Below are 12736 nucleotides of genomic sequence, written 5' to 3' on the forward strand. Positions count from 1 at the left end.
GCGAGGTCAGGCGGGCAGCACGGCTTCGATGGCTTCGACCAGCTCAGCGGCCTCGGGCTCGGTGCGCGGCCGGAACCTGCCCGCCACCTCGCCGTCCGGGCCGATCAGGAACTTCTCGAAGTTCCACTGCACGTCCCCGGCCTCGCCCTCGGCGTCCTTCGCCTGCGTCAGCTCGGTGTACAGCGGGTGCCGCTCCTCGCCGTTGACGTCGGCCTTCTCCAGGAGCGGGAAGCTCACACCGTAGCTGGTGGAGCAGAAGGTCTGGATCTCCTCCGCGCTGCCGGGCTCCTGGCCGGCGAACTGGTTGCTGGGCACACCGAGCACGGTGAAGCCGCGCTCCGCGTACCGCTGCTGCAGCCGCTCCAGGCCCTCGTACTGCGGGGTGAGACCGCACTTGGAGGCGACGTTGACGATGAGCAGCGCCTTGCCGCGCTGGTCCGCCAGCGAGGCGGGCTCGCCGGACAGGGTGCGCAGCGGGATGTCGTACAGGCTCACAGGGGTCTCCTACTTGTCCTTGACTACTTGTCCTTGACGGTGATGCCGAGGGTCTGGGCGAGGGCCGGGGCCAGGTCGAAGAGCTGGAGGGTGGTGATGAGGGCACCCTTGAGCGATTCATGGCCGTCGGCGAGTTCGAGGGTGGTGGCGCCGCGCAGATCGGTCTTCTTCAGCGTGGCGCGGGCGAGGTGGACGCGCTCCAGCCGGGTGCCGGGGAAGCTTACCCCGGTCAGCTTGGCGCCGCCGAGGTCCACGTCCCGCAGCACGCAGTCCTCGAAGACCACGTCGTGCAGCGTGCTGGCCCGCAGGTTCACCGAGTCGAACTTGCACTGGCGGAACACGACGCGCCGCAGCACCGAGCCGTACGCCTCGATGCCCGCCAGCGCGCACGCGGTGAAGGCGGTGTCGAGCCAGGAGGACTCGGCGAGCGCGGTGCCGGTGAAGCGGGTGGCGTGCGCCCAGACGTCGTTGAAACGGGCGCCGCGCAGCGGGGTGCCGGTGAAGCCGCAGTCCGTGATGGCGCACTCGAGGAAGTGCACCCCCGAGGCCTTCTCGTCCTCGAAGGTGAGCCGGTCGAAGTGCACCGTGTCGTACCGCTCGTCGACCTCCAAGCCGCCCTCGTGCGGGCGCAGCAGGTCGGCGAAGGGCAGGTCGGCGAGCTCCTCGGGTGGCGTCACACCGTGCAGCCTACGTCCCGGCCCCGACAGCGGGGCTCGCGGTGCCCATCGGTCGCATAAGGGACATTGGCCCCGCCGCTTGCTACGTTGCAGCCCATGAGCGCAACGACCACCGACGCTCCCCCGCCCCTCGTGCTGCTGCCGAAGCGGCGCGGCGTGGAGCTCTCCCTGCTGATCGGTGCGGTTCTCATCTCGGTGTACGGCTACGCGGAAGTGGGACTGGCCCGGAACGGCGCCGTGCCGCCCGACGCGGCGGGGTACGGAGCGGGGCTCGGCGTCCTGGCGCTGCTCGCCCATGCCGCCGTCAGGGCCCGCGCCCCCTACGCCGACCCGCTGCTGCTCCCGATCGCCGTCCTGCTCAACGGGGTCGGGCTGGTCCTGATCTACCGGCTCGATCTGGAGCCGGTGCTCGGCGCCGAGGGCGCTCCCACCCAGCTGGTCTGGTCGACGCTGGGCATCGGGCTCTTCATCGCGGTGGTCCTGGTGCTGCGCGATCACCGGGTGCTGTCGCGCTACGCGTACGTCTGCTGCGCGGCCGCCCTGTTCCTCATGGTCGTCCCGATCTCCTTCCCGGCGATCAACGGCGCCAAGATCTGGATCCGGATCGCCGGCTTCTCGATCCAGCCGGGCGAGTTCGCCAAGATCCTGCTCGCGCTGTTCTTCGCCGCGTACCTCGCGACCAACCGCAACGCCCTGGCGTACACCGGCCGCACCTTCTGGAAGCTGCAGCTGCCCACCGGCCGGGTGCTCGGCCCGATCGTGACGATCTGGCTGCTCAGCGTGTGCCTGCTGATCGCGGAGCGGGACCTGGGCACCTCGCTGCTGTTCTTCGGGCTCTTCGTGGTCATGCTGTACGTCGCGACCGGCCGGACCGGCTGGATCGCGGTGGGGCTGCTGCTGTCGGCGCTCGGCGCCTTCGCCGTCGGTGCGGTCGAACCGCACGTCCACGCGCGGGTGGAGGACTGGCTGCACCCGTTCGCCAGCATCGAGGCGGGCGACGGACCCAACCAGCTCGCCCAGTCGCTGTTCGCCTTCGGCGCGGGCGGCATGCTCGGCACCGGTCTGGGGCAGGGCCACTCGTATCTGATCGGCTTCGCCACCAAGTCCGACTTCATCCTCTCCACGGTCGGCGAGGAGCTGGGCATGGCGGGACTGACCGTGCTCCTGGTGCTCTACGCGCTGCTGGTGGCCCGCGGCTACCGGGCGGGGCTGGCGCTGCGCGACCCGTTCGGCCGGCTGCTGGCGATCGGCCTCGCGTCGATCCTGGCCCTGCAGGTCTTCGTGATCGCGGGCGGGGTGATGGACCTGATCCCGCTGACCGGCATGGCGATGCCGTTCCTCGCCCAGGGCGGCTCGTCCGTCGTCACCAACTGGATCATCGTCGCGCTGCTGATCCGGCTCAGCGACAGCGCGCGCCGCCCGCTGCCGGACGCGGGTGCCTGGTGATCCGCTACATCCGGCGGGCCGCCGCCTGCTGTCTGGTCCTGCTGGTCGCGCTGCTGATCAACACCAGCCGGGTCCAGATCTTCCAGGCCGACTCGTTCAACGCCAATCCGGCCAACCGCCGCGCGCTGATCGCCCGCTACGACCAGCCGCGCGGCGACATCCTCGTCGCGGGGAGGTCCGTCACCGGCTCGCTCGCGACCGACGACCAGCTGACGTATCTGCGCACCTACACCCAGGGGCCGCTGTACGCGCCCGTCACGGGCTATGTGTCGCAGCTGTACGGCACGAGGATGCTGGAGGGCACCGAGGACGCCGTGCTGTCCGGCACCGACCCGCAGCTGGCCTCGCTCCCGCTGTGGAACGAGATCACCCGCGCCCGGCAGAAGGGCGGCGACGTCCACACCACCATCAACCCGGCCGCCCAGGAGGCCGCCTTCACCGGGCTCGGCGACCGCACGGGCGCCGTCGCGGCGCTCGACCCGGCCACCGGGCGGATCCTGGCGCTGGTCTCCACGCCCTCCTACGACCCCTCGGGGATCGCGGGGACCGGCCGCGACGTCAACGCCGAGTGGGCCCGGCTCACCGGCGATCCCGAGCAGCCGATGCTGGACCGGGCGATCCGCCAGACGTACCCGCCGGGCTCCACCTTCAAGGTCGTCACCGCCGCCGCGGCCCTGGAGAGCGGCAAGGTCGCCGATCCGAAGGCCCCGACGAAGACCCCCGAGCCCTACACGCTGCCCGGCACCACCACCCAGCTGGAGAACGAGGCGGCGGGCTGCGCCGACGCCAGCCTGCTCGTCGCCTTCACCGTCTCGTGCAACACGGTCTTCGCGAAGCTCGGCGTGGACGTCGGGCTGAAGGGGATGGTGAAGCAGGCGCAGGCGTTCGGCTTCAACGACCGCAGGCTGCGGATCCCGCCGAGCGTCGCACCGAGCAACTTCGACACCAGGATGGGCCCCGACCAGGTCGCCCTGTCGTCCATCGGCCAGTTCGACACCACCGCGACACCGCTGCAGATGGCGATGGTCGCGGCGGCGGTCGTCAACGGCGGCGAGCTGATGTCCCCGTACCTCGTGGACCGGATCACCAACTCCAACGGCGTCACGGTCGCCGCGGCCGCCGGCCGCCCCCTGCACCAGGCCGTCAGCTCCGGCACCGCCGTGCGGCTCCAGCAGATGATGGAGGCCGTCGTCACCAAGGGCACCGGCACCAACGCGGCGATCCCCGGCATCACGGTCGGCGGCAAGACCGGCACCGCCCAGCACGGCGTCGGCAACAAGGGCATGCCCTATGCCTGGTTCATCTCCTACGCCAAGTCCGCTGCCGGTCAGCCGGCCGTCGCGGTGGCCGTCGTCGTCGAGGACGCCGAGGCCGTCCGTGCCGACATCTCCGGTGGCGGCAGCGCGGCCCCCATCGCCCGCGACGTCATGCGGGCCGTCCTGGGCTGACCGGCACCACCGGCGAACAGGGCGCCTGGGCCTAGTAGATCTTCGGGAAGCTGAACGCGTAGCCCTGCTGCTTCAGCCACGGGAGCACCTTCTCCAGGGCCGCGACCGTCTGGTCGCGCTTGCCGCCACCGTCGTGGAAGAGGAGGGTCGGGCCGCCCGCCACCTCCTTCTTGACGGTGCTCACGATGGTGCTGACACCGGGCTTCTCGAAGTCCTTGGAGTCCACGTTCCAGCCCAGCGGCCGCATTCCGTGCGTCGCGGCGAGCTTGCGGTTGAAGGGGGTGAACGCACCGCCCGGGGCCCGCCAGTACTGCACCTTCACACCGCCGGAGGCCTCCTCGATCATCCGCTGCGCGTCGAGGATCTCCTGGCTCTGGTACGCCTCGGGCTTCTTGTCCATGCCCGTGTCGTGGGTCATCGAGTGGTCACAGAGCCGGTGGCCGGCCGCCACGATCTGCCGGATGAGGTCGGGGTGGGCCTTCGCCTGCGGACCGATCACGCAGAAGACGGCCTTCACATCGTTCTGCTTCAGCACCTCGAGCACCCTCGGCGTCCAGGTGGGGTCGGGGCCGTCGTCGATGGTGATGTTGACGGCCTTGCCGCCGCTCTCCGGCATGTGCACGATCTCGATCGGCACCGGCCGGGCGGGCTTCGCGTCCACCGTGGGCTTGGATTCCTTCGCCTCGGCCTGTGCCTTGTTGTATCCGGACACCGCCAGGGCGCCGGCTATCGCGGCTATCAGGGCGATGACCGAGGCCACGGTTATCGCTATGTTCCGCTGGCTCGCGGTGAGTCGCGCCATGGGTTGAGTCCCCTTCTCTCGTCGCGTCGCAGCACGGCAGGACTGAACACACAGCCAAACCCCCGCACATCTGCAGTGATAGATGCCGGTGACAGCGCGGCGGTTCCTACTTCTTCGGCGCCGCTGACAATCCCGTGCAGCCGCGCAGCCCGGCGCGGCGGTCGTTGATGCGTTTCGCCCCGGCGTCCTCCTGGGGCATGGGCACACCCCGGTTGTCGACGAAGGCCGGCGTGAAGCGCTCGCCCGCGACCTTGCCCTTGGCGATGGTCAGGGTGGTGACGCCGGTGTCGTTGGAGTTCGGGTAGGGCGAGGTGCCGTACCAGAGCAGATTGCCCATGCCGTAGGCGACATAGGTATGCCGCAGCATCCCGGAGCCCAGCATCACGTGTGCGTGCGTGCCGACGACCGCGGTGGCCCCGGCCGCCGCCAGCTTGGCCGCGATGGACTTCTGCTCGGGCCCCGGGCAGGACTGCCCCTCGGTGCCCCAGTGCAGATAGACGACCACGACGTCGGCCTTCTTCTTCGCCGCCTTGACCGCCGCCACCAGCTTGGTCTGCTCCAGCGCCGAGGCGATGCCCGGCTTGGTCGCCGTGGCGCGCCAGTTCTGGTTGGTGATGTCCTGCACCTGGCTGGCCGCGAGGACGGCGAGCTTCACCCCGCGGATCGTCTTCAGATACGGACGGTAGGCCTGGGCCTCGTTCGCACCGATGCCGACGACCGGGATCGGCGCGTCCTTGACCGCATCGAGGGTGTCCGTCAGCCCCTGCGCGCCGTAGTCGACGGCATGGTTGTTCGCCATCGAGACCGCGTCCACGCCCGACTTCTTGAGGACGTCGAGCGCGGTGGCGGGCGTCCTGAAGTGGTACGTCTTGGGCTGCGGGGTGCCCCGCGTGGTGATCGCCGTCTCCAGGTTGACCATGGAGAAGTCGGCGGCCGCGAGGGTCTTGGAGAGCGGACCGATCGCCGGCTCCGTCATCCCGTTGACCAGCCGGGGCTGCGTACGCTCCGTGAAGTGCACATCACCGCCGAACGCGAGGGTGATCGTCCCCGGTGCGGCCGGTGCCGTCGCCTCCGGCGCCACCGAACCCTCCGGCAGGCCGTCCACCTGTGCGGTGGGCGCGCCGGACACCGGCGCCAGTACCTCGGGCGACGGCGTCGAGCCGGATCCACAGGCGGCGCTGAGGGTCAGCAGTGCGAGCCCCAGCGCCATGCGTACGCGCCGTCGCGCTCTCGGTCCTTCAAGCATCGAGCAAGCGTACGACTCCCGAGCGGATGTTTTCGACGTCCTGGGAACTCTCCCCGGGATTCAGCCGGTCTCCGTTCCCGAGCCGAGGGTGATCGCGTCGGCGACCTCCGCGACGCGGGCCGACTCCTCGGCGGCGAAGCGTTCGGCGTCGAGTTTCTCGGCGATCTCCTCGTCCTCGGCCATGAGCAGATCGAGATTGGAGTCGCCCATTTCGAAGACGCCCATATCGACATAGGCCTGTTGCAGCCGGGGGCCCCACAGACCGATGTCCTTCACACAGGGCACGATCCGGCTGAAGAGCAGCTTCCGGAACAGGTGCAGGTACTCGGAGTTCTCGCTGAGTTCCTCGGCGTCCTTTCGCGGAATTCCGAAGTTCTCCAGCACCTCGACCCCGCGCAGCCGGTCGCGCATCAGATAGCAGCCCTCGATGACGAATTCCTCGCGCTCCCGGAGTTCACCGTCGCTGAGCTGCTGGTAGTAGTCACGCAGGGCCATCCGCCCGAAAGCGACGTGCCGGGCCTCGTCCTGCATGATGTAGGCCAGGATCTGCTTGGGCAGCGGTTTGTCCGTGGTGTCGCGGAGCATGCCGAACGCGGCGAGGGCGAGTCCTTCGATGAGGACCTGCATTCCGAGATAGGGCATGTCCCAGCGGGAATCGCGCAGGGTGTCGCCGAGCAGTCCCTGCAGGGAATCATTGATCGGATACAGCATCCCGACCTTTTCCTGCAGGAACCGGGCGTATATCTCGGCGTGCCGGGCCTCGTCCATGGTCTGGGTCGCGGAGTAGAACTTGGCGTCCAGATCGGGGACGGATTCGACGATGCGGGCCGCGCAGACCATGGCGCCCTGCTCACCGTGCAGGAACTGGCTGAACTGCCAGGACGCGTAGTGCCGTCGCAGGTCCTTCTTGTTCTGTTCGTCCATCTTGTCCCAGTAACGGGTCCCGTAGACGGTGAGCGCCTCGTCCGGGACGCCGAGCGGGTCGTAGGGATCGACCTCCAGGTCCCAGTCGATCCGCCGGACGGCGTCCCACTGCTTGTCCTTGCCCTTCTGGTAGAGGGCCAGCAGCCGGTCGCGCCCGTCGTCGTACTCCCAGGAGAAGCGGGCCGCGCCGCTCGCCGTGACCTCCCAGAGAGCTTCGGTCGGTGCTGTCGTGTAGAGCTCGTGCGTCGACACTGACGCCTCCTCGTGGCTCGCCCGAAATGCGTTACGGGGTCCGGTCGTTGGCCGTGCTGTCGTTGGCGGTCGTTGGCAGACTCACACGCCGGTTACCGCCGGGTCAACAAGTTCTGCGCGAGGGATTGACGTCCTTGCTGACACGCAGTCTCATAAGCGTATGGCCCCCATCATGACCAAAATCACGGAGCGCGAGAAGGTCGCGGAGCGGCTGCTCGACGCCTCCGCCAAGCACTCCTTCGACCCCGACACCGAGCTGGACTGGGACGCCCCGTTCGAGGACGGCAAGTGGTTCTGGCCCCCGGAGCTGTGCTCCCTCTACGACACCCCGCTGTGGAAGCACATGTCGCAGGAGCAGCGGATCGAGCTGAGCCGGCATGAGGGCGCGAGCATCGCCTCGATGGGCATCTGGTTCGAGATCATCCTGATGCAGCTGCTCGCCCGGCACATCTACGCCCTCGACCCGACCAGCCAGCACGTCCGGTACGCGCTGACCGAGGTCGCCGACGAGTGCCGGCACTCGATGATGTTCGGCCGGCTGGTCAAGAAGTCCGGCACCCCGGTCTACCGGCCGCGCAAGCTCCATCTGCACCTCGGCCGGATCCTGAAGACGTACTCGACGACGCCCGGCGCCTTCACCGGGACGCTGCTCGTCGAGGAGATCCTCGACTGGATGCAGCGGCTGACCTTCCCGGACGAGCGCGTCCAGCCGCTGGTGCGCGGGGTGACCCGCATCCATGTGATCGAGGAGGCCCGGCACGTGCGGTACGCCCGTGAGGAGCTGACCCGCCAGATGGCGACCGCCCCGCGCTGGGAGCGCGAGCTCACCCGGCTGACCTCCGGGGAGACCGCGAGGATCGTGGCGGGCTCGCTGGTCAGCCCGAAGGTGTACGAGGCGGTCGGGCTCAATCCGGCCTACGCCATGGAGCAGGTGCGGGCCAGCGGCCACCGCCGGGACGTCATGCTGCAGTCCTCGAAGCGGCTCGTCGAGTTCCTGGAGGAGATCGATGTGCTGCGCGGCCCCGGCCGCCGGCTGTGGCGCGCCTCGGGCCTGCTCGCCTGAACGACCCGTTACGGCCTGGTGCGCGGCCGTCACCGGACCCGCGCCCGGCCCCACCGGTTAGGCTGCGCCCATGAACGGCAGCGCGGCGCCCGCATACCGCCGACTCAGCGTCGAGCAACGCCGCACGCAGTTGCTCGCGGCAGCGGTGGACCTCTTCGGGCACCACCGCCCGAGGACGTGTCGGTCGACGACGTCGCGGCCGCCGCCGGGGTGTCACGGCCGCTGGTCTACCGGTACTTCCCTGGTGGCAAACAGCAGTTGTACGAGGCCGCGATGCACAATGCCGCCGATGAGCTGCGGAAATGCTTCGTCGAACCGTCACAGGGCGCACCGACGCAGCGGCTGGCGCACGCCCTGGACCGTTATCTCGCGTTCGTCGACGAGCACGACGCCGCCTACTCGGCACTGCTGCGCGGCGGCAGCGTCGCCGAGACCAGCCGGACGGGCGCGATCGTCGACGGGGTGCGGCGGAGCGCGGCCGAGCAGGTGCTGCTGCACCTGGGGGCGCCGGATCCGGGCCCGCGGCTGGCGATGATGGTCCGCTCCTGGATCGCCTCGGTGGAGGCCGTGTCGCTGACCTGGCTGGACGAGGGCAAGCAGCCGCCGCTGCCGGAGCTGCGCGGCTGGCTCGTCGACCATCTCACCGGCCTGCTGGTGATCACCGCGACCACCGACCCGGAGACCGCCGGGATCGCCGCGGCGGCGCTGGCCCTGGAGACCCCCGACAGCCCGGCCGGTGAACTGGCCCGGCGGCTTGCCCCGATCGTGGAGGCCGTCGCGCATCTGCTCCCCGACGACGACGGCCGTGGGATGCTGGGCGCGTGAGAAGCGAGAACACGGAGTTCGTCGGCGGCCCGCTGGACGGGCGCCTGATGGGCGTCCTGGTCGGGGCGACCGGACAGCCGCCGAAGGTGTACACCGTGCCGGTGCCGGACGCCGACGGGGGCAAGCCCGTGGTGCACGTGTACCACCGCGAGCCGAGCCCCGGCCCGCGCGCGGCTCGGCAGACCCGGTGGGTCTTCGTGTACGACCCCGAAGGGACCGTGCCGGACACCCGGCTGAAGTGGCCGTGGTCGAAGAGCGTACGGAACAAGGGGACGCGCCCGCCCGGGGATTGACGGCACAACGGCAGGTGACGGCCGCACGGGGGCGCGGTGACCACCGGACGTCGCACGGGTGTTGGTTCAGACCATTGACAGGATTGGTCCAGACCTGTTTGCTGCGCCTTGTCATGCGCGCTGCGTCATGCGCACTCCTTGAAGCAGAAGGAGCATCCCCCCGTGCTCACATCCCCCTTCCGCGGCCGGTCGCGATCCGCCATCGCCGGCGCAGCCACCCTCGCCTGCGCGGCCACCCTCGGCGGCCTGGTCGCGCTCGCCCCCTCCGCCTCCGCCGGTGAGTTCCTGACCAACGGCGGCTTCGAGACCGGATCCCTGTCCGGCTGGACCTGCGACGCGAGCGCCAAGGCCGTCACCGGCCAGGCCAAGAGCGGGAGTTACGCGCTCGCCGGCACCCCCGGCGCGGGCGACACCGCCCAGTGCAAGCAGACCGTCGCCGTCGCGCCGAACACCGCCTACACCTTCTCCGCCCAGGTCAAGGGCTCGTACGTGTACATCGGCGTGGACGGCGGCACCAGCACCTGGACGCCGGGCACCGGCGGCGCGTACCAGCAGCTGAGCGTCAACTTCACGACCGGCGCGAGCCAGACCAGCGCCACGGTCTATCTGCACGGCTGGTACGGCCAGCCGGTCTACTACGCCGACGACGCCTCGCTCAGCGGGCCCGGCGGCCCGACCAACCCGCCCACGACACCGCCCACGACACCGCCGACGACGCCCCCCACGACGCCGCCGACGACCCCTCCCACCACGCCGCCCACCACCCCGCCGCCCTCCGGCGGACTGCCCACCCACGCGCTGGTCGGCTATCTGCACGCGAGCTTCGCCAACGGGGCGGGCTACACGCGGATGGCCGACGTTCCCAGCACCTGGAACGTCATCGACCTCGCCTTCGGTGAGCCGACCTCCGTCACCTCCGGCGACATCCGCTTCAACCGCTGCCCCGCGACCGAGTGCGCCGGCGTCGAGTCCGACGCCGAGTTCAAGGCCGCCATCCAGGCCAAGCAGGCCCAGGGCAAGAAGGTCGTCATCTCCATCGGCGGCCAGAACGGCCAGGTGCAGCTGACCACCGCGGCGGCCCGCGACACCTTCGTCTCCTCGGTGAGCGCGATCATCGACAAGTGGGGGCTCAACGGCCTCGACATCGACTTCGAGGGCCACTCGCTCTCCCTCAACACCGGCGACACCGACTTCAAGAACCCGACGACACCGGTCGTGGTGAACCTGATCTCCGCGCTGAAGACCCTCAAGGCCAAGTACGGCAGCGGCTTCGTCCTGACGATGGCCCCGGAGACCTTCTTCGTCCAGCTCGGCTACCAGTACTACGGGTCCGGCCCGTGGGGCGGTCAGGACCCGCGCGCGGGCGCCTATCTGCCGGTGATCTACGCGATGCGCGGCGATCTGACCCTGCTGCACGTCCAGGACTACAACTCGGGCTCGATCATGGGCCTGGACAACCAGTACCACTCCATGGGCGGCGCGGACTTCCACATCGCCATGACCGACATGCTGCTCACCGGCTTCCCCGTCGCGGGCAACACCGCCAACATGTTCCCGCCGCTGGCGCCCTCCCAGATCGCCATCGGCCTGCCCGCGAGCACCAACGCCGGCAACGGCTACACCGCCCCGGCCGAGGTGAACAAGGCACTGGACTGCCTCACCAGGAAGACGAACTGCGGCAGCTACTCCACCCACGGCACCTGGCCGGCACTGCGCGGCCTGATGACCTGGTCGGTGAACTGGGACAAGTACAGCAACTGGGAGTTCTCCAACAATTTCCGCTCGTACTTCGGAAGCTGAGATCAATCAGGAGCAACCAGAAGTAACCACGCACCGCCCCCGGCCGGACTGGATTCCGGCCGGGGGCGGTCGTAGTCTCCGTCGACAGGTCCAGGCCGGAGGGGGCACGCACGCATGTCGGACCAGCCCGCCGGGATGTCGCGCCGGGCTCTGCTGACGGTGTCCTTCGGCGGTGCCGCGATGGCGAGCGCGGCCGGGATCACCTGGCTGCGCAACGCCCCCGGCGCCCCCGCGGGGACGCCGGCCCCTCCCCCTCCGGCGGCCCGTCCTCACAGCCCCGCCCCAGGCGATCCCGCCCGCCCGGCAGCGCGCCGCCCCCGCTGTGGACGTACGACGGGCCCGAACTGGTGGACGTCGCGCCGGTGGCGGTGAGCGACACCCTCCTCGTCCTCAAGGGCTACGACGGTCTGATCGGCCTCGACACCCGCACCGGGCGCCCGCTGTGGACCGCCGGCGGCTTCGAACCCGACGGCGCTCCGGTGCCCACCGGCGACGGACTGCTGGCGGACGTGGCCTACACCGTGGGCGCCGCGGCGCCGCGCGCGGTCGACCCGGCCGCCAAGGGCCGGGTCCGCTGGACCCTGGAGCCCGCGGCCGGTCTGCGGTTCGCCCAGGACGCGCTGCTGGCCTCCGACGGCGGCGCGCTGTACCTGACGGCGTCCCAGGGCAGCCCGCTCGACGACGACTACGCCGCTCTGCTGCTCGCCTACGACCTCAAGGACCGCCGCGAACTGTGGCGGGCCACCGCCGGGCACATACCCTCCGAGGCTCCGACGGCGGTGCTGCCCGGCGACCGGTTGCTGTACTGCGACGGCGACGCCCTGACCTCCCTCGACCGGCGGACCGGCGAACGGCAGTGGACGCGCGCCCTGCGGGGGACCGGCAACGGCCGCCCGGCGGTCGCCGGTCCGCGCGCCTACGTGGCGGGCGGCGGGGTCACCGCGGTCGCGCTGGACGACGGCACCGTCGCCTGGCGGCACGCTCCCCGTGACCGGACGTACAGCGATCCGGTGATCGCCGACGGCGTCCTGTACGCCACCGGGTCCGCCGCGGGCGTCCTCGCCCTCGACGCCCGCACCGGCGGCCCGCTGTGGGAGAGCGGCCCCGCGATACCGCTGGGCACGCAGTGCGCGCCGGTGGTGCACGGCGGGGTGCTGCACGCACCCACCGCCGGCGGCCGGCCGTGCGTGGCGGCGTTCGACCTCCGTACCCGTAAGGCGGTGTGGAGCTACCGGGTTCCGGGAGCGGAGACCGGCGCCGCCGCGGGCATACGGCTCGCCGCCCGGGGTAGCGTCCTGTTCGTCCAGAACGGAAACACGGTGACGGCCCTGCCGATGGGCTGAGCAGGCGAGGGGAAGGCACCCGCGGGGGTGACCGGATTGAGCGGAATCGCCTATTCCCACTGTCGAAGATACGACAATCCGTGACAGGATCTTGGCGCAGCAGGTGATCACCTCTGTGCAAC

At 70.4% G+C, this 12736-nt stretch carries 11 protein-coding genes and 1 pseudogene; 7 read left to right on the forward strand and 5 right to left on the reverse strand.

Translation table 11 applies throughout. From position 1 onward, the window contains the following. Positions 1 to 6: 6 nt before the first annotated feature. Both LNW73_RS10080 and LNW73_RS10085 read right to left on the reverse strand, forming a co-directional pair. Complete coding sequence (locus LNW73_RS10080) at positions 7 to 495, reverse strand: glutathione peroxidase (protein WP_138350866.1); 489 nt, start codon at positions 493 to 495, stop codon at positions 7 to 9. Between the two features lie 23 nt (positions 496 to 518). Continuing rightward, on the reverse strand, positions 519 to 1172 hold the full coding sequence (locus LNW73_RS10085; RefSeq protein WP_250989705.1) for a pentapeptide repeat-containing protein: 654 nt from the start codon (positions 1170 to 1172) through the stop codon (positions 519 to 521). Between the two features lie 96 nt (positions 1173 to 1268). On the opposite strand from LNW73_RS10085, the gene LNW73_RS10090 reads away from it, so the two are divergent. Together LNW73_RS10090 and LNW73_RS10095 are read left to right on the forward strand one after the other, a co-directional pair. Continuing rightward, complete coding sequence (locus tag LNW73_RS10090; protein WP_250977686.1) at positions 1269 to 2618, forward strand: FtsW/RodA/SpoVE family cell cycle protein; 1350 nt, start codon at positions 1269 to 1271, stop codon at positions 2616 to 2618. Next, positions 2615 to 4066, forward strand: coding sequence for a penicillin-binding transpeptidase domain-containing protein (locus LNW73_RS10095; protein WP_250989706.1), 1452 nt, complete (start codon positions 2615 to 2617; stop codon positions 4064 to 4066). The genes LNW73_RS10090 and LNW73_RS10095 overlap by 4 nt, the downstream gene beginning before the upstream one ends. 31 nt (positions 4067 to 4097) lie before the next feature. Here the strand turns inward: LNW73_RS10095 and LNW73_RS10100 are convergent, their stop codons facing one another. The 3 genes from LNW73_RS10100 to LNW73_RS10110 form a co-directional block, all read right to left on the reverse strand. Next, positions 4098 to 4868, reverse strand: a complete 771-nt coding sequence (locus LNW73_RS10100) for a polysaccharide deacetylase family protein (RefSeq protein ID WP_250989707.1) — start codon at positions 4866 to 4868, stop codon at positions 4098 to 4100. Between the two features lie 106 nt (positions 4869 to 4974). Then, complete coding sequence (locus tag LNW73_RS10105; protein WP_250989708.1) at positions 4975 to 6114, reverse strand: CapA family protein; 1140 nt, start codon at positions 6112 to 6114, stop codon at positions 4975 to 4977. A gap of 60 nt (positions 6115 to 6174) precedes the next feature. Then, positions 6175 to 7290: a ferritin-like domain-containing protein gene (locus tag LNW73_RS10110; RefSeq protein WP_250989709.1), complete on the reverse strand. Its 1116-nt coding sequence runs from the start codon at positions 7288 to 7290 to the stop codon at positions 6175 to 6177. Between the two features lie 172 nt (positions 7291 to 7462). Between LNW73_RS10110 and LNW73_RS10115 the strand changes: the two genes are divergently transcribed. The 5 genes and pseudogenes from LNW73_RS10115 (at position 7463) to LNW73_RS10135 (ending at position 12614) form a co-directional block, all read left to right on the forward strand. After that, positions 7463 to 8353 carry an AurF N-oxygenase family protein gene (locus tag LNW73_RS10115; RefSeq protein WP_250977681.1) on the forward strand — a complete coding sequence of 297 codons (891 nt, stop codon included), beginning with the start codon at positions 7463 to 7465 and terminating at the stop codon, positions 8351 to 8353. Positions 8354 to 8423: 70 nt separating this feature from the next. After that, positions 8424 to 9178 (forward strand): annotated as a pseudogene (locus LNW73_RS10120) (TetR/AcrR family transcriptional regulator). Continuing rightward, positions 9175 to 9471: a hypothetical protein gene (locus LNW73_RS10125; protein WP_138350875.1), complete on the forward strand. Its 297-nt coding sequence runs from the start codon at positions 9175 to 9177 to the stop codon at positions 9469 to 9471. The pseudogene LNW73_RS10120 and the gene LNW73_RS10125 overlap by 4 nt, the downstream one beginning before the upstream one ends. Before the next feature lie 162 nt (positions 9472 to 9633). Continuing rightward, on the forward strand, positions 9634 to 11271 hold the full coding sequence (locus tag LNW73_RS10130; protein WP_374118069.1) for a chitinase: 1638 nt from the start codon (positions 9634 to 9636) through the stop codon (positions 11269 to 11271). Between the two features lie 347 nt (positions 11272 to 11618). Beyond that, the gene (locus tag LNW73_RS10135) at positions 11619 to 12614 is read left to right on the forward strand and encodes an outer membrane protein assembly factor BamB family protein (protein WP_250989710.1); all 996 of its coding nucleotides are present in this window, start codon (positions 11619 to 11621) and stop codon (positions 12612 to 12614) included. Positions 12615 to 12736 lie beyond the last annotated feature (122 nt).

This window comes from Streptomyces sp. RKAG337, assembly GCF_023701715.1.
Lineage (GTDB): Bacteria > Actinomycetota > Actinomycetes > Streptomycetales > Streptomycetaceae > Actinacidiphila.

Coding starts and splice junctions, on each gene's coding strand:
- LNW73_RS10105 (WP_250989708.1), bottom strand. CDS start 6,114: ATGCTTGAAGGACCGAGAGCGCGACGGCGCGTACGCATGGCGCTGGGG.
- LNW73_RS10090 (WP_250977686.1), top strand. CDS start 1,269: ATGAGCGCAACGACCACCGACGCTCCCCCGCCCCTCGTGCTGCTGCCG.
- LNW73_RS10100 (WP_250989707.1), bottom strand. CDS start 4,868: ATGGCGCGACTCACCGCGAGCCAGCGGAACATAGCGATAACCGTGGCC.
- LNW73_RS10115 (WP_250977681.1), top strand. CDS start 7,463: ATGACCAAAATCACGGAGCGCGAGAAGGTCGCGGAGCGGCTGCTCGAC.